Here is a 26,039-nt window from a genome sequence, read left to right as displayed (position 1 = left end):
TCAATTAGTAGCAAAAATCAGTTTAGAGGAAAGCTGCAAATCCTTTAGAGCGAATTTATTGATGACAAACTTGCCTTTGTATACTTGCTTTGCAAATGGGCGAAGTAGCTCTACTGGGATTTTTGTTCTTTGCTGGTCGAATTCGGCTTTCCAATACTCTTCCACTACAACAGCCTGCTGCTCTCTTTCTAAGTTCAGCAGCTTACCATTAGCTTTTTTCAAGTCATCTTCTGAGAGATTGTAAGCTTTTCCGAAGAACTGAGAATGTAACGCCTCGATCATGTAGACTCCGCCGGAAGTAACTGCCTGCCACACGTGAGTTAGTTCGTGGATTAGGGTTGCCATTGATAGCGTGGCGCCTGATTTATGGTTGATCACATACATCGTAGTAAACGGACGGTTTTTGTTCATCCACATGATCAAATCTGCCGCAAGACTAGCATCAGTCAGCTTCACGCGGTTCAGATCAATAGAGTTTCCAAAAATCTTCTCAGCCTCTGCTCGCTCGACGGCATTAAGACCACGATGCGAACCAAAAATGTCCATCAAAATCGCAAAAGTAACAGCTGCTATGGAAGCTCCCAATTTGGTTGCTTCGATCATTAACATAACAGCTGATTTACCAATTTCTATCAAACCTTTAATCAGACCTTCTCTAAATGCATCACGAACATTAGTCAGAATTTCCTTCAAAACTTCTCTCCAATGATTGACCGTTCCTACAAGAGCTGTGATTAGCGTTCGGATTACAGAGACAGATTTCTGAGCAATGACTTCCAAAATATCTTTGATTCTAGTCCAAATTACCCGTAAGGCTTGCATTAATTTCCGGGCTTCAGCAGCTACAAATCTGGCAATGTCATTGATTATGGCACTCAGGGAAATAGCCATGTCTTTCAAAGCACCAATAAAAGCAGAAAGTTGTTGTGAGGTTCGCGAAATTACTTCTTTCAACATGCTGAAAACGGTAGTGCCTAATTCCTTAAGCGCCTGGATTACAACTCGGATCATTCCACGAGTTCGATTGATCACTGCCAGCATAATTTCTCGTACTGTTTTGCCTAATTTCTTTAATTCTTGTACCAATCTTTTCCCAAAATCAAGTGCAAAGCGATTTAATCGTGAGACAAAATCTACCACCCTTTTGCCGGCACTTACTAATGCTCTCACAATTGCGGTTAATTTGGAAGCAGCCATTTTTGTAATTTCAAGCAAAAGAGAAGTGAATGAACCCAAAAGTTCCTCCAACTTTTTCAGCACTTCTTTGAGCATACTTTCTACTTGGCTAATGGCCCAGTTTAATATATCCAAGGCTTTCTTGCCTGCTTCAATAATTGCCTGAACAAATTTCTTTACTGCAGCAGCTCCTTTTTTAACTGCTTCGGATAAAAGTTGTGAGATGGATTTGCCAGCAGCCAAAACTGCTTCTACAAAATCATCGATTTTGGACTGGGTCCAGCTCAACACTTTAGATACCGCATCCGCTAGATTTTTGCCAGCCGCTGCTATGGCATCTGCGACAGTATTGATAGCTCCAACTACAGCATCTACTACCTTGCCAGCCGTATCTTTGATCCAGCCCCAAAGTCCATCGGTATCATCAGGTACAACACCTGTTTTTAGGATTTTTCCAGCTGCACTTAGCCACTCAGCCACGTCTTTGAGATCTCCGCCTTCACCGAAGTAATCTTTCATCAAATCTCCGGCCTCGGATCTTTTCATTCGGGCTATCTGGTGTACTAAAAGTGGAGCCTGCTTATTCTTGATAAAACTTTTGACAACTACTTTTCTGGATGCAGGTTTTGCTTTGGAAGACCAAGAAGCCAATTCAAACGCTTCTTCAAAATCGCCTTGCTGGCTCCTTAGTAAAATAGTTTTAGACGTTAAGTCTAGATCTGATGCACTCTTATCCTCGCTACCTTTCAGTACTTGTGAAAGGTTTTTTCTGTCTACCTGCATCACTTGCATGGCCTGAAATCTAGTCTTTAAGCTACGACTGGATTGTAATTTTTTTAGTTGAGTATCATTAAGATTTCCCATTGTAATAAAAGTTTAACTAGTAAAAATTGAAATTAAATAATAGGACAAATCTAGATTGTCATCATTTTAAAAACAGGAAATCACGCTTCTGAAATTATTGAATCAAGCAATTTCAAGATTAAAAATTTGCGCAAAATGCCTATTGGGTTTTTAATAAATAGAATTCAGGCCAAACAGATTTAGATAAGATTCTTCGAAAAAAAATGTGATTATAGGCTTCATTGCCAATAATATGTGTTTTGCCAAATGGCCTCGGCAAGCCCATCTGTCGCCGGACAGGCTCGGCCACCGAAAATTGTTTGTGAGAAGGAGGTGAGAATTAATTTCCCAGTAAATCGAGCTAACCGAGGTACTTAAAGAATATAAGGTGGTTAGTTCCAAGATTCCGTATAGTCATAAAAAAGATATAAAATGGTTCATACAGAAGTTATACTTATAAACTTATTCCAAGCACAGCCAACACACTTTTCAATCCTAAAACTACGGTTACCAACCAAATCAAGACTGCAAGAATTGTATGTCCAGTTTTATTGCGGAAGTCTCCTAAAATGGTTTTTTGTGAAGCAACCCAAATAATCCAACCACTGATGAGTGGAAGCAAAACTCCATTTGCCAACTGAGCAAGCGTGATCAACTGAATAGGTTTGATCCCTAAGGAAGCGAAAACTAAACCTAGTCCCATAATTACTCCCATAGAGGCTCTCATTTGTTTTGAGCGAATATCCTGATCCCATCCCAGTATTCCACAGATGACCAATCCAGCTGCAAGCGGAGCGGTGATACTTGAGGTAAGCCCAGCCGCCATCAATCCAAAGCCCATCATGTATTTGGCGAAGCTTCCAAAAACTCCTTCTAATCCCTTACTAACATCTAATGCGCTATTGATTTCGGTGCTGACATTTGCAGCTCCTACCATCAAAATCGCCATGGAGACGATTCCTCCAAAGACTATGGAAATCACAATATCTCTTCGCATCCAAGGAATCCCATCAGCGCCTGACCATCGATTTTTCGCCAAACTAGCGTAGAGAAATAAATTGTAAGGGACAACAGTAGTGCCGATTAAGGCGACTAGGGTAGGTAAGTTTGCATCATTCCAACTTGGGATAAAACCAGCAAAGACCGCGGACCAATCTGGTTTTGTGAGGATGGCAGTCGCTGTAAAAGCAATTGACATAAAAATCACCAATCCGACCAATACTTTTTCAAGTGCTTTGTAATTGCCTAACCAAAGTAAAGTGAATGCGAGAATCCCGAGGGTTAGATTACCTAACAGAACTTCCATTCCAGCCAAGCTTAGCGTAGGGGCGTCCCAAAATACCTGAAGGCCTAGGTTAGTTCCAGAAATATTACCGGATTCGTAAGCGGCATTTCCTAATCCAATTGCTACAAGTACCAATCCCATGGAAAAATATCGTAGAACTGGATTTCCTTTCTGATCTCTAATCAACTGACTCAAGTCTTTGCCAGTAATCAAACCTAATCTGCCTGAAATCTCCTGAAGTAAAATGGTTGATATCACCGAGATGCCCAAAGCCCATAGTAGCGAAAAACCAAAATTGACTCCTGCTAGGGTGCAGACTGTCACTGTACCTGGACCGATAAATGCGGCGGCTATGATCGGGCCTGGGCCTAGGTTTTTGAAAACTGAGTTATGATTCAAGGGTTATCTTTTATGCCAAGCTAGAGATTAGAGCAGAATTTTGTACTTTTTCCTTTCAGGCTGGATTTTACACAAACTCAAAAAAGCCAATTTTATGCATTGGATCAAACGAATTTTGAAAGTATTAGCGGTTATTGGTTTGGCTTGTGTTTTCTTTTTACTGTTGCTTTTTAGATCCGATATCGCACCTGAAGAGATTGAACAAAAATACGCTACCCCTCAATCGCACTTTATAGAGGTAGATGGCATCAATGTTCATGTGAGGATTATGGGGGAAGGTGATCCTGTTTTTCTTTTGCATGGCAGTTTCTCTTCACTTTATACTTGGGATGTCTGGCAACAGGAGTTGAGTCCCTATTTTCTGACTATTTCCCTCGATTTTCCTGGACATGGATTGACTGGTCCTGATGAACTCAAGCGCTATAGTTTGACAGACTACTCCCAGCTCGTACTCCAGTTATCCGAGAAGCTAAATTTGGATCATTTTCATCTGGCGGGAAACTCAATGGGAGGAGCTGTAGCGATGCAGATAGCCTCTACGCGTCCTGATAAGGTCATTTCTCTAAATCTGATTGATGCAGCAGGCGCTCCGCAAAATTTGAATTCTTTTAATGCAAAAGATTCTAACCAAGACAAAGCTTGGATTTTCAAACTTGCTGAAAGCCCAGTTTTTTCATCAATTCTTCTTAAATGTACTCCGAAGTTTTTGTTCTCAATGAATATGAGACAAGTCTACTCAGATGATCAAAAAATCACTGATGAGACAGTAAACCGATATTATGAACTGATGCTACGAAAAGGGAATCGAAAGGCAACGTTGGATCGATTGGGCGCTCCAAGGGAATCAAGAATTGACTTTGATCGGCTGACTATGCCTACTTTGATTATGTGGGGAAAAGAGGATTCCTGGATTCCAGTGGATAGGGCTTATGCGCTCGAAAAGTTGATCCCAGACGCTAAATTGGTGGTTTTTGATCATGCTGGTCATGTTCCAATGGAAGAAATACCGACGGAATCTGTCGCTAAATATCTCTCGTTCTTAGGGGTGGAAGTTCGAAAGGATTACTTTCATGCACCTCAAATGATCACTTATGCCGACTGATTATATTTTAATAGCTATTGCCTTTTTGCAGGTGATTTTACTGGTCTTGTTTTTCTTGAAAAAAGGAAATGACCAGGAAAAAGCTTTTCTGCAACTGGAATTGGCCCGAATGAGTAAGGAGCTGGAATCAGCTTTGTCTCAATCCCGCAAGGAAGCCAATGAAAATCTGACGAATCAATTCCAACTGGTTTTCAATAGCATTAGAGCCAACTCAAAAGATCAAAATGAAGCGTTGAAAACCTTTGGGGAGGTATTTCGACAGAATGTACAGGATTTCAATACGCTGCAGCGTGAGAAGTTTTCGGAGCTCAATCGTAGACAGGAAGATCTTATGAAGACTACTGAATTGAGGTTGGAAAAAATCCGTGAGACAGTCGATGAAAAGCTTCAAAAAACGCTAGAAACGCGCCTTGGCCAATCGTTTGAAATGGTTAGTAACCAGCTTCAGGCAGTGCAAAAAGGTTTGGGCGAAATGCAGAATCTAGCAACGGGAGTTGGAGATCTTAAGCGAGTTCTGACAAATGTGAAAAGTCGAGGAGTACTTGGAGAATACCAACTTCAGGCAATTTTGGAAAATCTGCTTTCTCCTGATCAGTATGTGCTAAATGCCGAAGTAGGAAAGGGAAATCGAGAGCGAGTGGAATTTGCTGTGAAAATGCCTGGTCAACATGAGCCTGTATTATTGCCGATTGACTCTAAGTTTCCTCAGGAATCTTATTTAAGATTAGTGGATGCCTATGAACTTGCGTCAAAGCCTGAGATCGAAATGAACAGAAATGAGTTGTTCAAAGCGGTGAAAAAAGCAGCTCAGGATATCCAAAATAAATACATAAATGCCCCCCATACCACGGATTTTGCCATACTTTTTCTACCTGTAGAAAGCCTTTATGCTGAGATCCTTCGCGAACCTGGACTTTCCCAGCAGATTCAGCAAGACTATAAAGTGCTGGTAACAGGTCCAACCACGCTTTCAGCTATCCTGAATAGCCTTCAAATGGGCTTTAGAACACTTGCAATTCAAAAGAGAAGCTCAGAAGTATGGCAGATTTTGGGAGCTGTGAAGACTGAATTTGGGAAGTTTGGTGAGCTGATAGAAAAGACACAAAAGAAGCTTTCAGAAGCAAATTCTGAACTGGATAAATTGGTAGGAGCAAGAACTCGGGTGATCCAACGGAAACTGAAGGATATCCAAGAAATGCCGGATTCTGAGACTACCAAGCTATTGGATGAATAGGAGAGGGAGCTGGTTTTAAAGCTGAAAAAACCTTCCTAAAATTGAATTTTTCAAAGTTACCTTTGTTACTTTGGCCTGTAAGGCATAAAAGAAATAGCTTATTAGCTGATTACCATTTAGAAAGCTATTATTTTTGCCAATTCAAAAATCACCTGAATTACCTCTATGGGGATGAATATTGTGATTGCCGGTGCTGGAGATATGGGTTACCACCTCGCTGAGCAATTAAGTTTCGATAATAAGGACATCACGCTGATCGATACTGACAGAGAAGTCCTCGATTACGTCTCTTCCAAACTTGATGTATTAACAGTACAAGGCGATGCTACTGCATTTGAGGTTCTCAAACGTGCCAATGTTAATCGTGCAAGTATGGTATTGGCGGTTACTACCTCCGAAAAAACCAATATTGTTACAGCTGTTTTAGCTAAGCAATTGGGGGCAAAGCGTGTGATGGCCAGAGTGAGAAATCACTCCTACATGGATTCTGAAAACCTATCGTATTTCCAAAATCTTGGGATTGATAATTTGATCTCGCCCACCATGCTTTGTAGCAAGCATATTTTCAATATGATTGAGAACTCCAGCTTTACGGAGGTTTTTGATTTTGAAGGTGGCAAGCTAAATATCGTGGGTATCACTTTGGATCAAAGCAATCCTTTGGTGAATCAACGGATCATGGATACCAAGTCCAATCCGATCTTTGAGGACATCAGAATCATCGCTATTCTTCGCGACCAGAAAACGATCATTCCGCGAGGAAGTACGATCATCCGAAATAATGACCACGTATTTTTCATTTCAAATAAGAAAAATACGCAGACCATCATGGAAGTTCTTGGTCAGGAAAAACACACGATCAAAAATGTAATGATTATTGGTGGTGATGATATGGCTCTGACTACTGCGTTGAAGCTAGAAGATCATTTCAGAGTGACGCTGATCAACAAAGATAAGGAGCGTTGTAAGTGGCTTGCTGAGAATCTCAAAAGCTCACTAGTAATCAATGGAGATTACAAAAACGTGGAACTACTTATAGAAGAAGGTTTGGAGCAGATGGATGCATTTCTTGCGTTGACTGAATCTTCGGAAACTAATATTATTGCGAGTTTGACCGCCAAAAATCATGGGGTCTATAAGACTATCGCACACGTAGATACGCGTGAATACATTCATATCTCGCACAGTATAGGAGTAGATTCGCTTATCAACAAGAAGCTTGTGGCGGCGAATGAGATTTCAAGATTCTTGAAAAAAGGCACAGTAGAGGCTGTTTCTGGTATATATGGAGTGGATGCTGAGTTTATTCAGTATTCTGTGTGCAAGAATAACAGATTGATAAAAAAGTCATTGCGGGAACTACATTTTCCAGATTCTGCAATTGTGGCCGGTGTGATCCGTGGAGAAAAAGTATTTATTCCGGACGGAGATTTTCAGTTGGATTTGAATGATAAAGCGATTGTATTGGCTTTGCCTGAGGCGAAGAGTGCACTCGAAAAATTGTTTCATTAAGGTATGATTCATTTCAAAGAAATCGGGAAAATCATGGGAGCACTCTTGGTGCTTATTGCCCTATTGATGCTTCCTGGTGTAATTTTTTCAATTCATTTTGACGAAGATCCTTGGCCTATATTGAGCTCAGTGGTTATTACCATGATTATCGGTGTGACGCTTTTCTTTTCATTTTCCAAGCAAGATCAAAATATTCGAAAGCGTGAAGGATATTTGATAGTAGCGCTCAGCTGGATCTTTATGGCAGGTTTTGGGATGCTACCCTACATTCTCAGTCATCAGATTAATGGTTTTGCAGATGCTCTTTTTGAGACTATGTCTGGCCTTACCACTACCGGAGCATCTATTTTAACTGATATAGAAGCAATGCCAAAAGGCTTGCTTTTTTGGAGAAGTATGACGCAGTGGATCGGTGGTTTAGGTATCATTGTTCTTACCGTGGCAATATTTCCATTGCTGGGAATTGGCGGGATTGAGCTTTTCGTGGCTGAATCTCCAGGTCCGACTTCAGATAAAGTGCATCCTAGAATCTCCGAAACAGCCAAGCGACTTTGGTACGTTTATGTGGGACTTACAGTCGTGGCGACTTTGCTGTATTGGGTAGGGGGAATGACCTTTTTTGATGCAATCAATCATGCACTAACTACAATGGCGACTGGTGGATTCTCTACCAAAAATGCCAGTATGGCATATTATGATTCTGCTTTCATTCAGTATGTAGCCATATTCTTTATGTTTTTGGCGGGGACTAACTTTACGGTGATCTATTTTGGATTAATAGGGAAGTTCAAAAGAGTCTTAAAGAGTGATGAATTCAAAACGTACGGTCTTGCTTTGCTGGCTATTGCGATTGTTTTGTATTATCCAATTTTTGCAAATGGAGGCGTGAGTCATGAATTGGCTTTCAGAAAGTCATTATTTCAAGTAGTATCTATTGTGACTACTACCGGTTTTGTCACTGATGATTATACTCAATACAGCCAAGGAGTGACATTTATCTGCTTTATGCTGTTGTTTTTGGGAGGTTGCGCGGGATCTACTGCAGGTGGGATCAAGTTTGTACGTCACCTAACCTTTATTAAAAATTCTTGGTTGGAATTCAAGCGCCTAGTCCACCCTAGAGCAATTGTACCTTTGATTATAAATGGGGATCGAGTAACTGGGAGGATCATCACGCACATAATGAACTTCCTTCTGATTTATTTACTGACTTTTGTTTTGGGAGCTTTAGCTCTTTCTCTGATGGGATATGACCTCGCTACCTCTTTAGGATCTGTAGCTACTTCTTTGGCAAACGTTGGTCCGGGAATAGGTAAGGTTGGTCCTGTTGATAACTTTGCATTCTTCTCGCCAGCAGCCAAAATCTTCCTTTCTATAATTATGCTTCTTGGAAGATTGGAGCTATTTACGTTATTGATATTGTTTACTCCATTCTTTTGGAGAGCCAATTAAATTTTAACGAATATTGGTAATCTACCCCACAGATTTTTAGGCAAAAAGATATATTTGGGAGAATAGAGAACAGAGTTCTTTAATTTTGCGTTGAGCATTGAAAGTCAATCTTATGAGAAAATCACTTCTATTTCTGATTGTATTACTAGCAGCATGGTCTTGCAAGGAATCTGATCCAGAGGTTTATACAGGTCAGCAACTTGAATATCCGCTTTTCAAAGCAAATGACTACGACTACACTGGAACACTTACCATTAGAGAGTTAACTGATAGAAACTTGGAATTGACTCTTCAGCTATCCGGACCTTCGAGCAATGCCTCAACTTCTTTTCCCGCACATTTACATTATGGTAACTACTCCGAACCAGACGCTCCGATGGCATTTATGCTAAATCAAGTAAATGGGGACAACCTCAAAAGTACTACCGTTCTAGGCGCATTGATGAATGGGGATAAGCTAAGCTTTGACGATATGAAGAATTTTGATGGACATGTCAAAGTGCACTTGGCAAGTGAAGGGCCTGATTATAAAGTGATATTGGTAGCAGGAAATATTGGATCCAATCTCAATGATGCTTTGGAATTTGATGCTTCAAAATTGACTAGTTGCTCACCCAATTTTTAGAATTTCTGATTGACAGTAAAACAAAAAAGCAGCTCTAAGGCTGCTTTTTTGTTTTAAATGATGTTGAAAATTACTCAACTACTACCGGGAATGTGATGTCCAAATCAGATTCTCCACCAGCTTGAGCATAATTTGTGAAATTTGGATTATCCGCTCCAGGATAGTTTTTGTCAAGTGCATGACGAAGCAAAATCTGCATATTGGCATTGTTGAAACCAGGACTTTGCTGCACGGTTACAATTCCTTTGAGTCCGATCAATTCCTCTCCATTATCATCGTATGCATAGGAGAGGAATGGCGAGCTTGTGAAAGCCGAACCAAGGAAATAGAACTGATGCTCGTCACCTTCGGCTTCAATCTCTTCCGTGATATCTTCTCCTGCCACAGCATTGTAAACATCAATCGTCATCTGGTAGGTTTTTCCTTTGGCCAGCATTACAGTTTCTACCGTAGGAGTAGAACCGATCTCGATTCCTTCAGCATCTGAAGCAGTGAAGTCAAAAGGAGCGCCTACTGAATTGCCACTTGCATCAATTTCCTGAAAAGTAAGTGTGACATCTGTGATCAATTCTCCGTCATTTTCTGGCACTGGATCTTCACTGGTACAGCTAGAGAAAGTACAAGATGCAAATGCAAGCGCGATGAGGTAAACTTTGTGTTTTGTGTTCATAAATAGTTGGTTAGAATTCGTAATTGATTTTTAAAAGGAAATTTCTTCCCATATCATAAGTGAAATATCGGAAGCGGTTCATGTAATCTTTGTAGTTGGTATTGAGGATATTTTGAACTTGTAATCCTAGGTTCAGTTTGTTTGTACCGATGTTCAATTGCTTAGAATATGCTACATTAAAAAGGGCATAAGCTGGCGGAGCAGGGGCGATATCAAAATCAGGTTCCCTTTTTTGCTGAGCAACCAATACATTACTAAGCGTTAGCTTATTGGTTCTTGCATCCACATCCTTTGCAAAGTCATAAGAGATTCCCCAATCCATTCTATTTGGAGGGATAAAAGGAAAATAGTTGTCTTCTACAGTATTTTTCGCTTGAACGATTGAGCCTTTCAAATAAGCACTGAGTTTATCTGTGAATTCGTAGCTACCTGCAAAGTCAAATCCATAGAACAAGGCATTTGCCTGTAAATATTCATAAATATTATACGTTCCTCTTAGGCTCACATAGATTTCACCCGTAGGATTTAAGTAAATGTAATCATTGATAGGATTGAGGTATGCGGTGAACTCTAAATGTGTTTTTTGTCCATCATACTGTAGTTCATTGATCCATTTGAATGATTTCTCTGATTTCAAATCCGGATTGCCAATCTCTACAGCTGCAGCGCCATGATGTAGGCCCTCACTGAATAATTCATTTACATTCGGAGGTCTCCATGCCGAGCCTATGTTAGAATTGAAAGTAAGATCTGGACTGATATGGTAAAGTCCGCCGAGGAAGGCTGAGAAATTTTGGTAGTCCAAATCAGCTGCTCTGAGCTCTTCATCTATGTATCTGGCTGTAGTTACATTGCTAAAGTCATATCTCACTCCAGCTTCCATCTCAAGTGGTCCTTTGGAGTATTTCTCCATTGCATAAAGACCAGTATTCAGCATGTCATAGTTTGGGATCAAGGGAGTGACTCCTGTGCCCGGTACATTACTATTTGCCTGTTGAATGAAGTTGATTCCCCAGGTACCGCTCAATTCATTTTTGTGTGTATGGTTGACGTATAGATCGATTGTATTGGTATAGAGCTCCAGGTCAAGACTTGCTTTTTCATTGAGGTTTCCTCTTCTCTTATCAAATTCCTGGCGGTGGTTGAGTTGAAATCCATACTGGAAGTTCAATTTCCAGCTTTCGGAAATATGATAATGCGACTTCAGTTTTGCCAATTGATGAGTGACTCGTTGCTTTGGGTTGACTATCTCATACGAGAATTCACCATCGGCGAAAGGACGACCATTTTCAATAATATTTTCAAGATCAGAAAGATTTCCTGTGTGAGAATCGCTCAGAATTCCCAATTCAGTGTGGAAAAGGCTATAGTAGGCTTCTACGCCAAGTTTGGAACTGCTATAACCTACCGAACTGCTTAGGTTTAATTCGCTTACCCCAGTATTTACTTGGAAATAATCTGGAGACTTCACGTTACCGGATCTTTTGGCGGAGCCTTGAATTCTATAGCCTAGGCCTTTGATTTTTTCCGAGCCTCCTACATGAACTAGGTTTGCGTTGCCCATTCGTCCATTTAAACCACCCACGAGAGTAAGGCTAGTCTTGCTTATTTTTTTTGTAGGAAGAGGAGCAGGGTTTACCAGTATGACTCCTCCCATCGCTTCGGGACCGTACCGCACTGTTTCAGCGCCTTTTACCACGGTGATTTCATCGGCTAGAAAAGGGTCAATTTCAGGCGCATGTTCTGCTCCCCATTGCTGTCCTTCCAATCGGATTCCATTATTCATAATCATAATCCGATTACTATGCATGCCGTGGATCACGGGTTTGGAAATGCTATTTCCAGTAGAAAATGTAGATACGCCAGAGATTCTTTTCAGGCTTTCACCGAGATTCTCACCTCGGGATTCTAGAAGATCTTCTCCATACAGCGCCGAAACCGCAGTGGTAGTTTGTACAGCATCCCGATGCCCATGTACTTCTATACTTTGAAGACCGAGCGCTTCCTCCTCCATTCTATAGGTCTTGCTGAATGTGCTTGATTCTAGATTTATAGTATCTTTAATTTCCTTATGCCCAAGATATTGAATAGTCAGAGTGTAAGTTCCACTGCAAAGGTTCTTCACCGTAAAATTCCCATTCTGATCAGTGATTGCGCCTTCCTTAGCTTCGAGCACCCACACGTAGGCAGCTTCAATAGGTTCGTTGTTTTCCAAATGGATAATTTTCCCCCGAATTGAAAGGTTGCAATTTTGAGCTTGAGTTTTATAGCCAAGCAGTAGCGTAAGTGTTACTAGTATTCCTGTTTTCAAATTCACAATGCAAACATAGATCGAGTTGATTTTATTAACTAGCATATTTGTAACAAAGTTGCATTTATAGGATAAATGGTAAAATAAAAGAGAGGAATGAGGGTTTCTGCTGTTTTTTTGGAGCAGAATTTCAGGTTCAATCTGGTCATTCAAACAGAAAACTGATTCAATTCTTGTCATTCTGTGACATCTAACTCATAATAGAAATATCTATTTCATACTTTTAGCCAATGGAATTTGCCATAGTAGATATTGAGACCACGGGCGGAGCGCCGAAATATGGTGGTATTACAGAGATTGCCGTATTGATTCACGATGGCGAATCTATCATAAGAGAATATCAAACACTGCTTAATCCTGAGCAAGCGATACCTACCTACATTACTGGATTGACTGGAATCGATAACTTCATGGTCCGACATAAGCCGACTTTTGAAGCTATACAGGAGGAATTATGGGAATTGCTCAATGATCGTGTATTTGTAGCACATAATGTTAGTTTTGACTACGGCTTTATTCGTGAGGCATTTTTGAAAGTAGGGAAGGAGCTGAAAACCCCTAAACTTTGTACTGTTCGATTAAGTAGAAAAGTCTATCCTGGGCTGGGTTCTTACAGCTTGGGTCGCTTATGTGAAAGTCAAAAAATAGAGATAGAAGCTAGGCACCGTGCTATGGGTGATGCTAAGGCGACAGCGATTTTGTTTGACAGAATGATCAAATCTGACTATCAGATCATCAATCAATCGCTGAAGAAAAACACTGGAGAAGCTTTTTTACCTCCAAACTTTCCTCATTCCAAATTCAAGGAAATCCCCAATGCTTGCGGAGTCTACTACATGCTGGATGAGCGGGGTAAAGTAATTTACGTAGGCAAGGCAATTAATATCCGGGAGCGTTTTAAAAGTCACTTTTCAGGGCAATTACTTCCAAACCTGAAGCAAAAACTGAAGACTGAAGTATTTGATTTGAAATGGGAATTGACTGGAAGTGAATTTATGGCACTTCTATTTGAGTCGTTGGAAATCAAAAGATTATGGCCAAAATATAATTCAGCTTTGAAACTGCCTAAGCGTATGTTTGGGCTTTTCCATTATGAGGATAATTCTGGGTATGGGAGATTTCAGGTGTCCAAGATTACCAAGTTTTTCAAGCCGATTGAATCCTTTTTTTCTATGGAGGAGGCAAATACTTTTCTCAAAACTGGCATTAAAACCTATGGGCTATGTCCGAAACTTTCTGGCTTGAGAAAAGTGAATTGCGAACCGGAAGACGAATTTAGTTGTGAGGGCGCTTGCAATTTCACAGAAAAACCAAAAGTGTATAATACCCGCGTGTCAGAGTTTATGGAAAAGATCAAGGAAAGTCAAAAGGAAATCCTGATCAAACTTGACGGTCGGAATCCAAATGAATCCGCGTACTGCATGTTTGAAAGTGGCATGCTAAGTAAGTTTGCCTTTTTGGAAAACGATGTGCTATACGATGATATTCCGTCTAAACTCGATCTTGTAGCCCAAGTTCCTGAGACGTACTACATTCTTCGACAATTTATTCATCAGATCCACCCAGCCCAGATTTCGGTTCTTGAATCCAATTGAGTTAGTCTACAGGCTATTCGTGTTGAACGTATCTCCTTGATTGATATCTCCAGTCTCAAAACCTTTTTTAAACCATTTCATTCGCTGAGCTGAGGTTCCGTGTGTGAAAGAATCCGGGGTCACCCGTCCAGTTGCTTGTTTTTGAAGGCGATCATCTCCTATAGCATTTGCTGCATTGAGCGCTTCGGCCAAATCACCTTTTTCCATCCATCCAGCGGACTTTTGGCTGTGATTTGCCCATACGCCAGCTAAGAAATCAGCTTGTAATTCCAATTTTACAGAGAACTGATTGTACTCTTTCTCACTTACCTGACCACGGATTTTATCCATTTCAGCAGTGATTCCGGAGATTTTTTGAATATGATGGCCAACTTCATGCGCGATGACATAAGCCTGGGCAAAGTCCCCAGGTGCATTCAGTTTTACTTCCATTTCTTTGAAAAAGCTTAAGTCTATGTACAGTTTTTCATCTCCAGGGCAATAGAATGGGCCTGTTGCACTTGATGCCATGCCACATGCAGAGGAAACTTGTCCGCTGAAAAGCACCAAAGTGGGCTCTCTGTAATTATCTAAAAGCTGATTCCAGACATCTTCTGTGTCTGCAAGAATAACCTCGCTAAACGCTGCCAAACGATCTTCCTCGGCAGAAGGAGTATAGTTGGTCTCCGTGGTGAATCCCTGACTACCACCGCCACCCATGAAATTCCCTAGAAAAGTAAGGGGATTGGTACCAGTGACTACTGAAATGGCAATGATTATTCCAACGATTATCAGTCCAGTTTTGGAAAATAGCAACCTAAGTAATGGGCCAATCAGCATGGGGCTAAATCCTCCTCCGGAACCTCCAACTCGTTGACCACGTCTATCTTCTACATTTGAGCTACGTCTTCTTCCTTCCCATTTCATAGGTGTAATATTTAAATTTTAAGGTCTTATATCCGTGCTTTACCTGCTAACCCAAAGAAAGGATGCAATTACTCTTCCTTTTCCTAAGTACAGATTAAGCTCAATTTCAGATAATAAAAAGTTTGATTTTGTTTAAAATTAACCAAATTGAACAATTGCACATTGACTTATAGTTATTTTTGATAAAATAAATAAACCTAAAATCTATGAATAATAAAGTTTTTCAAAGACTTGCATTGACTCTTTCACTTGCCTGTGTCTTCACATTAGTACAAGCTCAAACTGGCGTAGGAGCAAAGCCAGAGAAAGGAGCGAAATTATATTTAGATGGATCCAAGAAATCGCTTGTAAAGAACTGGGAATATTGGGAAGGACCTAGGTTTGGAGCGGAAATGCCTATCAAATGGGCTGAAGTGGCTGATCCAGTAGATGGAGGAAAGGCAATTAGTAGCAATGATCCTGCTTCGGCTGGGGGGTTATATGGAGCTGCAGATATTGTTACTAAAGATAAATTTGAAGATTTTCGTGCTCACGTGGAGTTTTTTATCAAAGATAAAGGTGGTAATAGTGGGGTCTATTTACAAAACCGGTATGAGGTTCAGATTTTGGACGGTGACTACGGAGATCATGGTTTAGGTGCATTGATCAATGAACATATTCCAACCTCTGAGGAATATTATGGTATTGGAAAGTGGAATGCCTATGATATTGAGTTTAAAGCTGCACGGTTTGAAGATGGTAAATTAGTGGCTAAGCCAAGAGCAACTGTCTATCTAAACGGAGTCAAAATCCATGAGGATAAAGAAATCCAGCAAGTTTGGGGAGGACCAAACTCTGGTCTTGATGGAGGAAATGATGGCGGCAAAGGAATTACAGATAGACCAGGCGGATTAAAGTTACAAGCAGAAGGACATGATGTCTACTATAGAAATATCTGGATCAAAAAGCTTGACCTTGACGGAAAATCAACAGATTTTTAATCTTTAAAGTCCAAATGAAAAAGCCCTGAATCGTAAGATTCAGGGCTTTTTCGCATTAAGCAATTAATGCTTTTTGTAAACTATAAGGAGGCTGTTTGACCTCCTTAAGTTCTTTTGAGCTACATCGATTTAGATGTAGTGGTGAATAAAGTGGCTTAGTTACTAACGCAATGCAGCGTTAAAAGCAAGAGCTTTAATCGGGGTAATCGAAATTTGGGTAGTTATATACTTTAAAGGGTACTCAATGATTTAGCCATTTGATTGAAATCAAACTTGGTTCCATGGCAATGGATTCTTCTGAATATTTTGGGCTAGACTTCGGTGCTAAAAACACGAATTTTAAGGGTTTCTCAAATTATAGGAATTGTAAAATTAAAATGTTTGAATTATAAACGTCCTATTTTTAAGAAACAATATGCGAATATAACGTGGGTTGGGTGTAAATAGATCTCTGATTAGGATAAAAAATGTAAAAAATTAGAAATATGGTTTAAAATTGGTTTGAGATGTTCTCTTCTTATTTCGCTTTACTGGATAATCTCCTTTAGAATCCCAGTTCCAAAACCGATCATTTTCCAATCCTCTATTTCCAACTCAATGATAGCCATCATTCCAGGCTGCATTCCTAGGTAATTTTCGCTTGAAATATGAGAAAGCAGTAAGCTTATCGTAGGATTGTGCCCTACAAATAGGCAAGATTCTACGCTCGGTGAAGTTTTTTCTAAAATAGAAATCATATCATTTAAGTCTCCTTGATAGATATCTTTTGTGTAGATACTATCCTTGACTGTGATATTCTTCTGTATCAGATCAGCAGTTTCCATGGTTCGTTTTGCAGGTGAGCAATACATCAAATCCACCGAATTCAGCTTTCCTAACAGGCTTTTTCCCATTCTAATAAGGTTTTCTCTTCCTTTTATGGTTAGCTGTCGTTGAAAATCTGAATCTTGAGAAAAACCTGCTTCTCCGTGTCTGAGTAAAAACAATTGCTTCATGATAAGTGGTTTATACCCTTAAAAGTATCTGATACTTTAATCAAAAATCCCTCCAAATCAGGGTTCCACAATTTTAATTATTTGGACGAGACAACAATGCCATCTATTTTTAGCTTTTCTTATCGGGCTTGAAAACCCAGAAAAACTGCTTTTCTATGTCAAAAAACCTTGTTATCGTCGAGTCACCTGCCAAAGCCAAAACCATCGAAGGTTACTTGGGCAAAGACTATAAGGTAGCATCCAGCTACGGTCACGTGCGGGATCTGCCAAAAGGCGATAAAGCGATCGATATTAAAAATAGATTTAGTCCTACGTATGAAGTCACCGCCGACAAAAAGGAAGTGATCAAAAACTTGAAGGCTTTAGTAAAGGATGCTGAGACCGTGTTCCTAGCGAGTGATGATGACCGTGAAGGAGAGGCGATTTCTTGGCATTTGAAAGAAGTATTGAAGTTGAAGGATGAGAATACTAAGCGGATCGTTTTCAGAGAAATCACCAAAAATGCAATTACAAAGGCAATCGAGAATCCGAGAGGAATAGACATTGATTTGGTAAATGCACAGCAGGCTAGACGAATTTTGGATCGTTTGGTAGGTTTTGAGCTTTCCCCAATTCTTTGGAAGAAAATAAAAACTGGCCTTTCTGCGGGACGTGTTCAGTCAGTGGCCGTTCGTTTGATCGTAGATCGTGAGCGGGAAATTGAGCAGCATAAAGCAAAATCAAGCTTTAGAATTACAGCTATTTTCGAAGTAGAAGGAAGAACCTTCCAAGCGGAACTCCCAAAGAAATTTGATACAAAAGCTGAAGCTGAGGAGTTCTTAAAGAAATGCCTTGACGCTACTTTCTCTGTGGCTAACCTTGAGAAAAAGCCAGGGAAAAAGTCTCCAGCCGCACCATTTACTACCTCTACACTTCAGCAGGAGGCAAGTAGAAAGCTGTACTTCTCAGTAGCTCAGACGATGTCTGTGGCGCAGAAACTGTACGAAGCTGGTAAGATAACTTATATGAGAACAGATAGTGTGAATCTATCGGATGATGCGATGGCTTCTGCCAAAAATGCCATTCATGATTCATACGGCGATAAATACCATAAATCAAGAAAATTCACTACCAAGTCTGAAGGTGCTCAGGAAGCTCACGAAGCCATACGACCAACGGACTTTGGTGTTGCTAACTTCACTGGTGAGCGAAACGAACAGCGTTTATATGAGCTGATTTGGAAGCGGGCAATTGCTTCTCAGATGGCTGACGCTGAACTTGAAAAGACGATCATCACGGTTGATATTTCCAATCAACCTCAAAATCTGGTGGCAACTGGTGAAATTATCAAATTTGATGGTTTCTTGAAAGTGTATTTGGAAGATACTGACGATGAGCCGGAAGAGGAAGAAACGAATGCAGGTAAGGCATTACTGCCTCCTTTGACTGTAGGTCAAAGTCTTGCACTTCAAGAAATGAAAGGGCGTGAGACGTTCTCTAGAGCCTCTCCAAGGTATACAGAAGCATCCTTGGTGAAGAAGCTGGAAGAACTAGGAATCGGCCGACCGTCTACTTATGCACCTACTATTTCTACAATTCAACGTCGCGAATATGTGATCAAGGAATCCAGAGATGGTACGCCTAGAGATTATGTAGAAATGATCATCGCCAAAGGAGATTTCAAAGACTCAACCAAAACTGAGAATACGGGAGCAGAGAAACAAAAGCTTTTCCCTACGAATATTGCGATGGTGGTAAATGACTTTCTCGTAGAGCATTTTCCCAATGTGATTGATTTCAGCTTCACTGCAAGAGTAGAAAAGGAGTTTGATGATATCGCTGCCGGTGGGCAGGTTTGGCAGGACATGCTGGATTCTTTTTATGGTAATTTCCATAAGAATGTAGAAGATACGGAGCAGATTGCAAGACAAGATCTCAATACTAGTCGTGAACTAGGAAATCATCCAGTGAGTGGCAAGCCTATGATTGCTAGACTTGGGAAATTTGGACCATTGGTTCAGATTGGAGATTCTGAAGATGAGGAAAAGCAATTTGCTAGTTTGAAAAAAGGCCAATTCATCGAAAATATCACGATGGAAGATGCATTGGAATTGTTCAAATTACCTCGAGACATTGGAATGTTTGAGGATAAAAAGATGGTGGCTGCTATTGGGAGATTTGGTCCATATGTGCGTCATGATGGCAATTTTGTTTCCCTTCCAAAAGAAATGGATCCGCTGAGCATCACAGAGGAAGAAGGAATTCAGTTGATAAAGGACAAGAGAGAAGCTGATGCCAAAAAGCATATCAAATCCTTTGATGAAAACCCTGAAATCCAAGTATTGAATGGTCGATGGGGACCTTACATCAAGATGGGAAAGAACAATTATAAAATCCCTAAGGATAAAGAAGCCGAAACACTTACCTACGAAGAGACGATTCATATCATAGAAAACCAGCCTGAACCAAAGAAAAAGGGAGGTCGATTCGCCAAGAAAAAGTAAAGAGTAATCAATTCCTGATTGAAAACATATGAGCAAGCCTAATTCAATTTTATTTAAGATTGTTTTAGGCTTTTTTTTGTCTTTGGTAGTAAATATCGCTTTTGCGCAGCATGTCTTTCAGGGTACCGTAGCAGATTACGATACAGGAGAGGGTATTCCTTACGCTACAGTTTTTATCACGAATACGACCTTTGGTGTTTCTGCTGATGACAATGGGAAATTCTCTCTATCTATACCTGAAGGAAACTATGAAGTGATTATTCGTATGCTAGGCTATAATGGTTTGGTATTCAGTTTATCAACTGATGATTTGAAGCCTCAAGGATACAGGTTTTTACTTAGCCCAAGTGAGGAGGAGTTGGACGAGGTAGAGGTGAACGTAAACCGTGACCCAGCATGGTACAGGAATTTGGAGAGTTTTAAAGCTTATTTTCTTGGAACTTCAAAAAATGGAATCCAATGCAAGTTTCTCAATGAAACGGTGTTAAGACTGGATGATCAAAGCGAAGCAGGAGTGCTAAAGGTGACTGCAGCAGATATTCTGAAAATTGAAAATCCTGCTCTAGGCTACCGTCTTGACTATTTGCTTGAAGAGTTTAGGTTTCAAAGTAAGGATAGCTATGTTTTCTATGCTGGGTATCCGCTTTTTGTACCTGATACAACATTATCTCGAGGAAAGCAGAGAAAAGTCGAAAAACAACGTGAAAAGGCCTATAGAGGAAGTTTGCAGCACCTTATGAGGTCTATCTTTGATGGGAGCGTGGAGCAAGAAGGCTTTATTCTTAGGAAACTGTACCGAGTTCCTGATCCAACAAATCCTGGTAAATTTGTCAATCAATTGGACAGAAATCCCATTTCTGCACAGGAAATTATAGTGAGGAATACGGAAGGAAAAGTTCTCCTAAGTTTTAAGGATTACTTGCATGTCACTTATACTAAGGAATTGGAAAGCATTGAGTTTAAAGGTCGAGCGAATTCTGAAAAGTTGGGAAATCAGGTTTCTATAATTCATCTCGAAATGGAGGAACTAGAAATATATGCAAATGGTAGCTATGCTGATCCTTTTGGGATTTTGGTCGAAGGATATATCGCCTGGGAACGAGTTGGTGATTTGCTGCCAATGGATTATAAGCCAGAATCTAGCAATAAATAAGGATTAGGTGTTTTTGTGCTGACTCACACTTTCTGATTTGCGACTAAATATCAAGCGTGATTTTTTCTAGATAAAGTGCTTTTTCCACACTAGAATAAAGTAATTCCTGGTCGATTGGCTTGGTAATGTAATCGTCCATTCCGATGGCAAAAACTCTAGCTTTGGTCTTTTCGGTTGTATCTGCAGTAACTGCAATAATTGGAATGCTACTTGAATTCATTCCCGAATTCCCTGATCGAATCTGAATTGTAGTCTCATAACCATCCATTTCTGGCATTTGTAAGTCCATGAGTATTACATCATAAGCTTGCTTTTTCATGGCTTCCAGTGCCTCTAGCCCATGGTTTGCAAAGTCAAAACTCACACCTTTCCACTTTCTGAGGATTGACTTGATCACGAGCTGATTGACTCTGTTGTCTTCCACAACTAGAAAATGCTTACCAGACATAAGCTTTTCCGATTGAGCAGGAGTCATTAGTGCTTGATTGGCAGATTCAGATTTTTCTAGGGGAATATTAATTCGTACCTGAGTGCCTTGATTTTTCACACTAGATACTTCTATGTTTCCATGATGCAGTTCCACCAATGCCTTCACAATACAGAGTCCAATTCCAAAACCCCCATATTTGCGTTTGTCATTTATCTGCTCCTGATTAAAGGACTCAAAAATTCGGTTGAGCTTTTCAGGTGCAATGCCAACGCCAGTATCTTCAATTTCCAAGAAAAGTGTTATTCTGTTTCGCTGGCTTTCTTCCGTATTCACCTTCATTTTGACTTCGCCATTGTGAGTGAATTTCGTGGCGTTGTCAAGGACATTTGAAATGATCTGCTTCAAGCGAATGGGATCACCTATCAGCTTATCATTGATTGAATTACTTTCCTCATAAATGAATTTCAGGCCTTTTTCGCGGGATTTTTGATTGGTCACCACCTTTAATTCCTGTATGATTTTCTGAAGATCAAAATCCACATGGGCAAGTTTCAGTTCTCCTTTTTCTATTTTTGAATAGTCCAGAATATCATTGATCGATCCAAGTAAAGACATGGATGAATATTGAATGACTTCCAGGTTGTTTTTAATTGTAGGGTCCTCGGTATTACTAATTATTGACTTAGAAAGTCCTAAAATCGCATTCAATGGAGTTCTGAGTTCATGACTCATATTTGATAGGAAATAGGATTTCATATCGTTGGATTCCTCGGAACGGATCAAAGCAAGTTCTTGCATTTCTTCCTTTTCAGTTTTGAGCAGACGAATTCTATTTGCCATGGAAAGAGATAGAAAGATAATTTCCGCTCCAGTTCCTATTTTGGAAGCATTTGCTGTGAAAAATGAATTGGGTATCACCGAGAAATTATTCAAAATGAATATCACAAAACCAATGACCAAGCAGGCTATACCTACCGTAAAAAAGAAATCGACGTAGGTATTGCTTAGATACCTTGTGAAAATGGCAATGATGATCAAAACAAGCATCAAGACACCCAAAATATTGATAGCTGGATAGTAGAGAGGCTGACCTGCCGAATACAGTAAGATGAATGCAAAGAGAATTGCATGAACCACAATCAGAAAGTAAAACGCTCTATTGAGAAGAGTAGAAAGCTCTTTTATTTTAAGGTACGAATAACTATACCCTCCAAGTGCCATTGAACTCAGAGTAGCAAAAATCAGAAGTGAACGATTTGCAAACCAGCCTGGCTCCAAGGTGATGTATTGAAAAAAGTATCCATCCAAATTCAGGTGTAATAATGCAATAGTGACTACGTAAGCAACATAATAAAGAAAACTACTTTCCCTTATTCCAAAATAAAAGAAGAGATATGTAAATCCAGCTAGGAATAGAATCCCATAGAAAAACCCAAAAATCAACTGAGTGAAAAAAGAGGAATTTACAAGGGAAGACGTATCATTGAGTAGGAGAGGTAAGCTGATTACTTCACCATCACTTTGGTATTTGATGTAGAAATTTGAATGGGAATTTGCTTCAAGGGTAATAGGAAAGATCATTTTCCTATGTTGGAAAGGCCGGTCTTCAAATTTTACTTTATCACCACTTAATTGGTCAGAAACCAGCTTGCCTTGAGTTAACTGATATAGATGCACTACATCTGTGATGGGTCTCGCCGTTTCGAGGAAATAAGTCTGAGGCTTGTCTTGCTTGTTTTCTAAGGAAAATCGCACCCAGTAGGTGCCATCTGTAAATCCAAGATCCGTAATCGGGTTTTTTAAGAATTGGAATTCCAATGAATTCTCAATCGCTAAGAATTCTGCCAAATCATAGTCAGCAGAATCCACCTGAACAAACTCAGCTTGGGCATGAATTGAAATTGGAAACGCTACTTGCTTACTCGTGATGAGCTGGGAGTAACCACTTCTGGCAAGCAGAAATAGCAAGCCAAAAGCAAGTTTGAAAATAAGGGACTTCATCGGGGTGATTAGGTGAAATGGGAATTACGAGGCGATACTTAATCTAGATCTAATTTGGAGCAAAATTGTTTAATTTATTTCAAAAAATCCTGATGCTGGTAGCTAGGGTTTGGGTAAGAATAGAACCCTTCTCCGGCTTTAGTTCCTAACTTTCCTTGATCCACATAAGTTTTTAGAAGTGCTGCGAATGCACGTGAAGAGGGGTTTCTACGTGAATTGGTAATGTGCCAAGCTGTATCTAAGCCTACATTATCCAAAATCCCGAATGGTCCAGCAGGCATATTGAAATTTATCATCCAGGATTTATCTATTGCTTCTATTTCTGCAATTTCTCCAGTCAATAATCTTCCTGCTGCATCGATCCAAGCTATCAGCAAGGTATTGAAGATATAGCCTGAATGTTCTTTTTTTACTAGAATGGGGATTTGATTGAGTTTTCTACTAAGATCTCCTAAAAATTCTACAACATCAGGAGAAGTTCCCGGATGAGGCATGATGTCCACTACTCTGGAGTGGAACACGTCATGAAAGTGAAATGCGCAAAATTTTTCCGGTCTACCTGAAATTTCTGCAAATTGTGAAGGGAGGAGATAGGAGGTGTTGGTGGTGAAGATAGTGTGTGAAGGAGCAGTGTTACCTATTTGCCTCCATACTGTGGTCTTGATTTCGGGGTCTTCTGTTACACTTTCACTGATGATATCTGCATTTTGAAGAGCATCGTCAAGCTTGGAAGTAAAGTGAATTTTAGCAAGTACGATAGCATCTTCTTCTATAGAAATACGCGCTGATTTTCTCAATTGAGAAAGAAGCTTTATCATCGAACTGGGTGATCTTTGCAGACTTTTTTCATCTATATCATAGACGCTCACTTCAAAACCAGAAATAGCAGCTTGGAGCGCAATTCGGGTTCCTAGATTTCCTGCACCTATAATTCCAATTTTAGAAATATTCATAAAACTTAGATTTCCAGTAAATTAAATAGTGAATCCTCCATCTGCTGTAAATACTGATCCAGTAGTGTATGAAGCTGCAGGTGAAGCAAGGAACAAGGCCATAGCGCCAATTTCTTCAGCAGATCCTACACGTTTGATCGCGAGCTTCTTCATCACCATGCTCATGATTTTGTCATTTGACCAAAGAGGTTCGGAGAATTTAGTTTCGATCAAACCAGGGCAAATAACATTAACCCGGATTTTGGCATCTCCCCATTCTTTAGCTAAAACCTTGGTCATGGAAATCAACGCAGCTTTACTCACACTATAAATTCCTAATCCATGCTCAGGGGTAATTCCACCTATAGAGCTGATGTTGATTACTGAGGCATTGGAAGATTTTCTAAGGTGCGGCCAGCAAAGCTTTGAGAGTTCGAAAGGTGCTTTGAGGTTCACATTCATTATTTTGTCAAATGCCTCTGTGCTCGTTTCATGAACTGGGCCGAAAACTGGATTTGAAGCAGCGTTATTCACTAAAATATCTAGCTGTCCGTACGCTTCAATTGTTTTCCCTATCAAAATAGGAAGTTCATCCATGTGCCCGACATTACAGGCTATACCTATAGCTTCGTATCCTTTAGCCCGAAGTTTCGCAGCCATTTTATCCACAGCTTCCTGTTTACGACTACATAGAACGACTTTGGCTCCAGCAGCAGCAAAAATTTCAGCTATACTAAAACCGATTCCTTTGCTCGCTCCGGTTATGAGTGCAACTTTTTCTTGCAGGGAGAATAGAGTGGATAGATCCATAAGTAGGTTTGTTTTCTCTTTTCAAGTTATCAAAAGATAAAGAGGAACCCTGAACGAATGGCCATTATTCTTAGTTTATAAGAGTATTAATTGCAAATCTGAAATTTTAGAGAACTATGATAGAAGTAATTTTTGAAAAAGTGGGGCTGCCTGAGGAGGTTTTGCAGGTAAAGGAATCTCCTGCTCCAGAGCCACAGCCACATGAGGTTCAGATCCAAGTAAAAGCCAGAAATATCAATCCTTCAGATCTGATGTTTATTCAGGGGAGATATGGGATTCAACCGAATTTGCCGAGTAGTGCAGGTTTTGAAGCAGCTGGAATTGTAAGTAAATCTGATGCTGAAGGGAAATTCCCGGTTGGAACCCGAGTAATGTTCACTGCGCAAGGTACTAATACTGGCACTTGGAGGGAGTACATTACCCTGCCAGCCAAGCAGGTGATTCCAATGCCAGAAGGGATGTCTTTTGAGATAGCCTGTCAGGCATTTGTCAATCCCGTGACTGCAGTAGCGATGGTGAATAAATCTGATTTGAAAGCAGGAGAATGGCTGCTACTTACCGCAGGAGCTTCAGCTTTTGGGAAATTCGCAATTCAGGTAGCTAAAAGTAAAGGGATTAATGTAGCGTGCACCGTACGTCACGATGAGCAGAAAAAGTATCTGTCTGATCTGGGGGCTGATTTGGTGGTCAATACCGAGAAAGAAGATTTGAAAAAGGTGGTCAGTGAGGTTACTGGTGAAGGTGTTTCTGCGGTATTTGATGCAGTAGGAGGAGAATTAGCTGCCAAAGCTCTGACTTGTCTCAAGCAATTTGGGAAGATGTACGCCTTTGGTTTGCTGAGTGGAGAGGCTACGCCCCTAAATACTGGATTGATGATATTCAAAGAGATTACTATAGAAGGATTCTGGCTGAGCAGTATTTTACAGCGGATCAGCAATGAAGATAGAGCTAAACTTTATGAGGAAACCCAGGTTTTTCTGATGGATGAAGACTCCAAAGTAGAGGTAGAAGCGTCATTCCCTCTTGCAGAAGTGAAGGCTGCTATTGAGGCTTACAATAAACCAGGCAGAAATGGAAAAATCCTTTTGGTAAGTTAATTTCTTTGAAATAGTTCTTCATAAAAAAAGGGATTTCCCATCTTTGCA

At 40.2% G+C, this 26,039-nt stretch carries 19 protein-coding genes; 10 read left to right on the top strand and 9 right to left on the bottom strand.

All coding sequences use genetic code 11. The features are described 5' to 3' along the window. Together AACZ87_RS04110 and AACZ87_RS04105 are read right to left on the bottom strand one after the other, a co-directional pair. Window positions 1-2,040, bottom strand: coding sequence for a hypothetical protein (locus AACZ87_RS04110; protein WP_339865130.1), 2,040 nt, complete (start codon window positions 2,038-2,040; stop codon window positions 1-3). Window positions 2,041-2,473: 433 nt separating this feature from the next. Continuing rightward, entirely contained in the window at window positions 2,474-3,703 is a 1,230-nt protein-coding gene (locus tag AACZ87_RS04105) for an Nramp family divalent metal transporter (RefSeq protein ID WP_339865128.1), read from the bottom strand. Between the two features lie 94 nt (window positions 3,704-3,797). Here AACZ87_RS04105 and AACZ87_RS04100 point away from each other — a divergent pair, with 94 nt between their 5' ends. From AACZ87_RS04100 to AACZ87_RS04080, 5 genes are all read left to right on the top strand, one after another. Then, window positions 3,798-4,805, top strand: coding sequence for an alpha/beta hydrolase (locus tag AACZ87_RS04100; RefSeq protein ID WP_339865126.1), 1,008 nt, complete (start codon window positions 3,798-3,800; stop codon window positions 4,803-4,805). Then, the gene (gene rmuC / locus AACZ87_RS04095; RefSeq protein WP_339865124.1) at window positions 4,795-6,039 is read left to right on the top strand and encodes a DNA recombination protein RmuC; all 1,245 of its coding nucleotides are present in this window, start codon (window positions 4,795-4,797) and stop codon (window positions 6,037-6,039) included. Before AACZ87_RS04100 ends, rmuC begins: the two co-directional genes overlap by 11 nt. Window positions 6,040-6,204: 165 nt before the next feature. Then, window positions 6,205-7,551 carry a Trk system potassium transporter TrkA gene (gene trkA / locus AACZ87_RS04090; protein ID WP_339865123.1) on the top strand — a complete coding sequence of 449 codons (1,347 nt, stop codon included), beginning with the start codon at window positions 6,205-6,207 and terminating at the stop codon, window positions 7,549-7,551. A gap of 3 nt (window positions 7,552-7,554) precedes the next feature. Then, window positions 7,555-9,003 carry a potassium transporter TrkG gene (locus AACZ87_RS04085; protein WP_339865121.1) on the top strand — a complete coding sequence of 483 codons (1,449 nt, stop codon included), beginning with the start codon at window positions 7,555-7,557 and terminating at the stop codon, window positions 9,001-9,003. Window positions 9,004-9,115: 112 nt separating this feature from the next. Further along, window positions 9,116-9,628 carry a hypothetical protein gene (locus tag AACZ87_RS04080; protein WP_339865119.1) on the top strand — a complete coding sequence of 171 codons (513 nt, stop codon included), beginning with the start codon at window positions 9,116-9,118 and terminating at the stop codon, window positions 9,626-9,628. Window positions 9,629-9,698: 70 nt separating this feature from the next. On the opposite strand, the gene AACZ87_RS04075 is transcribed toward AACZ87_RS04080, so the two are convergent. Next, a complete protein-coding gene (locus tag AACZ87_RS04075) occupies window positions 9,699-10,298 on the bottom strand; it encodes a hypothetical protein (RefSeq protein ID WP_339865117.1) in 600 nt (199 codons plus the stop codon). A gap of 10 nt (window positions 10,299-10,308) precedes the next feature. Continuing rightward, on the bottom strand, window positions 10,309-12,654 hold the full coding sequence (locus tag AACZ87_RS04070; protein WP_339865115.1) for a TonB-dependent receptor: 2,346 nt from the start codon (window positions 12,652-12,654) through the stop codon (window positions 10,309-10,311). Between the two features lie 185 nt (window positions 12,655-12,839). Here AACZ87_RS04070 and AACZ87_RS04065 point away from each other — a divergent pair, with 185 nt between their 5' ends. Further along, window positions 12,840-14,204, top strand: coding sequence for an exonuclease domain-containing protein (locus AACZ87_RS04065; protein ID WP_339865113.1), 1,365 nt, complete (start codon window positions 12,840-12,842; stop codon window positions 14,202-14,204). A 6-nt stretch (window positions 14,205-14,210) separates the two neighbouring features. On the opposite strand, the gene AACZ87_RS04060 is transcribed toward AACZ87_RS04065, so the two are convergent. Continuing rightward, complete coding sequence (locus AACZ87_RS04060) at window positions 14,211-15,110, bottom strand: neutral zinc metallopeptidase (RefSeq protein ID WP_339865111.1); 900 nt, start codon at window positions 15,108-15,110, stop codon at window positions 14,211-14,213. Between the two features lie 206 nt (window positions 15,111-15,316). On the opposite strand from AACZ87_RS04060, the gene AACZ87_RS04055 reads away from it, so the two are divergent. Continuing rightward, complete coding sequence (locus AACZ87_RS04055; RefSeq protein WP_339865109.1) at window positions 15,317-16,090, top strand: DUF1080 domain-containing protein; 774 nt, start codon at window positions 15,317-15,319, stop codon at window positions 16,088-16,090. Between the two features lie 527 nt (window positions 16,091-16,617). Here AACZ87_RS04055 and AACZ87_RS04050 read toward each other — a convergent pair. Further along, window positions 16,618-17,085 carry a histidine phosphatase family protein gene (locus AACZ87_RS04050; protein WP_339865107.1) on the bottom strand — a complete coding sequence of 156 codons (468 nt, stop codon included), beginning with the start codon at window positions 17,083-17,085 and terminating at the stop codon, window positions 16,618-16,620. A gap of 155 nt (window positions 17,086-17,240) precedes the next feature. Here AACZ87_RS04050 and topA point away from each other — a divergent pair, with 155 nt between their 5' ends. Together topA and AACZ87_RS04040 are read left to right on the top strand one after the other, a co-directional pair. Further along, the gene (gene topA, locus AACZ87_RS04045; protein ID WP_339865105.1) at window positions 17,241-19,568 is read left to right on the top strand and encodes a type I DNA topoisomerase; all 2,328 of its coding nucleotides are present in this window, start codon (window positions 17,241-17,243) and stop codon (window positions 19,566-19,568) included. Window positions 19,569-19,596: 28 nt separating this feature from the next. After that, window positions 19,597-20,721, top strand: a complete 1,125-nt coding sequence (locus AACZ87_RS04040; protein ID WP_339865103.1) for a carboxypeptidase-like regulatory domain-containing protein — start codon at window positions 19,597-19,599, stop codon at window positions 20,719-20,721. A gap of 43 nt (window positions 20,722-20,764) precedes the next feature. On the opposite strand, the gene AACZ87_RS04035 is transcribed toward AACZ87_RS04040, so the two are convergent. From AACZ87_RS04035 to AACZ87_RS04025, 3 genes are all read right to left on the bottom strand, one after another. Then, window positions 20,765-23,152, bottom strand: coding sequence for a 7TM diverse intracellular signaling domain-containing protein (locus AACZ87_RS04035; RefSeq protein ID WP_339865101.1), 2,388 nt, complete (start codon window positions 23,150-23,152; stop codon window positions 20,765-20,767). A 74-nt stretch (window positions 23,153-23,226) separates the two neighbouring features. Continuing rightward, a complete protein-coding gene (locus AACZ87_RS04030; RefSeq protein WP_339865099.1) occupies window positions 23,227-24,105 on the bottom strand; it encodes a 3-hydroxyacyl-CoA dehydrogenase in 879 nt (292 codons plus the stop codon). A gap of 21 nt (window positions 24,106-24,126) precedes the next feature. Beyond that, window positions 24,127-24,894, bottom strand: a complete 768-nt coding sequence (locus AACZ87_RS04025) for a glucose 1-dehydrogenase (protein ID WP_339865097.1) — start codon at window positions 24,892-24,894, stop codon at window positions 24,127-24,129. 116 nt (window positions 24,895-25,010) lie between these two features. Between AACZ87_RS04025 and AACZ87_RS04020 the strand changes: the two genes are divergently transcribed. Next, a complete protein-coding gene (locus tag AACZ87_RS04020) occupies window positions 25,011-25,991 on the top strand; it encodes a zinc-dependent alcohol dehydrogenase family protein (RefSeq protein ID WP_339865095.1) in 981 nt (326 codons plus the stop codon). Window positions 25,992-26,039 lie beyond the last annotated feature (48 nt).

Origin of the sequence: uncultured Algoriphagus sp., from assembly GCF_963974365.1 — a bacterium.
In the GTDB taxonomy this organism is placed as follows: Bacteria; Bacteroidota; Bacteroidia; order Cytophagales; family Cyclobacteriaceae; genus Algoriphagus.
This window is presented reverse-complemented; position numbering and strand designations above follow the sequence as displayed.

Excerpts from the sequence above, each read along its gene's own strand:
- AACZ87_RS04065 (WP_339865113.1), top strand. The coding sequence starts at position 12,840 with ATGGAATTTGCCATAGTAGATATTGAGACCACGGGCGGAGCGCCGAAA.
- AACZ87_RS04070 (WP_339865115.1), bottom strand. The coding sequence starts at position 12,654 with ATGCTAGTTAATAAAATCAACTCGATCTATGTTTGCATTGTGAATTTG.
- AACZ87_RS04050 (WP_339865107.1), bottom strand. The coding sequence starts at position 17,085 with ATGAAGCAATTGTTTTTACTCAGACACGGAGAAGCAGGTTTTTCTCAA.
- AACZ87_RS04100 (WP_339865126.1), top strand. The coding sequence starts at position 3,798 with ATGCATTGGATCAAACGAATTTTGAAAGTATTAGCGGTTATTGGTTTG.
- AACZ87_RS04035 (WP_339865101.1), bottom strand. The coding sequence starts at position 23,152 with ATGAAGTCCCTTATTTTCAAACTTGCTTTTGGCTTGCTATTTCTGCTT.
- AACZ87_RS04080 (WP_339865119.1), top strand. The coding sequence starts at position 9,116 with ATGAGAAAATCACTTCTATTTCTGATTGTATTACTAGCAGCATGGTCT.
- AACZ87_RS04075 (WP_339865117.1), bottom strand. The coding sequence starts at position 10,298 with ATGAACACAAAACACAAAGTTTACCTCATCGCGCTTGCATTTGCATCT.
- AACZ87_RS04110 (WP_339865130.1), bottom strand. The coding sequence starts at position 2,040 with ATGGGAAATCTTAATGATACTCAACTAAAAAAATTACAATCCAGTCGT.
- AACZ87_RS04020 (WP_339865095.1), top strand. The coding sequence starts at position 25,011 with ATGATAGAAGTAATTTTTGAAAAAGTGGGGCTGCCTGAGGAGGTTTTG.
- AACZ87_RS04040 (WP_339865103.1), top strand. The coding sequence starts at position 19,597 with ATGAGCAAGCCTAATTCAATTTTATTTAAGATTGTTTTAGGCTTTTTT.
- topA (WP_339865105.1), top strand. The coding sequence starts at position 17,241 with ATGTCAAAAAACCTTGTTATCGTCGAGTCACCTGCCAAAGCCAAAACC.
- rmuC (WP_339865124.1), top strand. The coding sequence starts at position 4,795 with ATGCCGACTGATTATATTTTAATAGCTATTGCCTTTTTGCAGGTGATT.
- trkA (WP_339865123.1), top strand. The coding sequence starts at position 6,205 with ATGGGGATGAATATTGTGATTGCCGGTGCTGGAGATATGGGTTACCAC.
- AACZ87_RS04055 (WP_339865109.1), top strand. The coding sequence starts at position 15,317 with ATGAATAATAAAGTTTTTCAAAGACTTGCATTGACTCTTTCACTTGCC.
- AACZ87_RS04060 (WP_339865111.1), bottom strand. The coding sequence starts at position 15,110 with ATGAAATGGGAAGGAAGAAGACGTAGCTCAAATGTAGAAGATAGACGT.
- AACZ87_RS04025 (WP_339865097.1), bottom strand. The coding sequence starts at position 24,894 with ATGGATCTATCCACTCTATTCTCCCTGCAAGAAAAAGTTGCACTCATA.
- AACZ87_RS04085 (WP_339865121.1), top strand. The coding sequence starts at position 7,555 with ATGATTCATTTCAAAGAAATCGGGAAAATCATGGGAGCACTCTTGGTG.
- AACZ87_RS04030 (WP_339865099.1), bottom strand. The coding sequence starts at position 24,105 with ATGAATATTTCTAAAATTGGAATTATAGGTGCAGGAAATCTAGGAACC.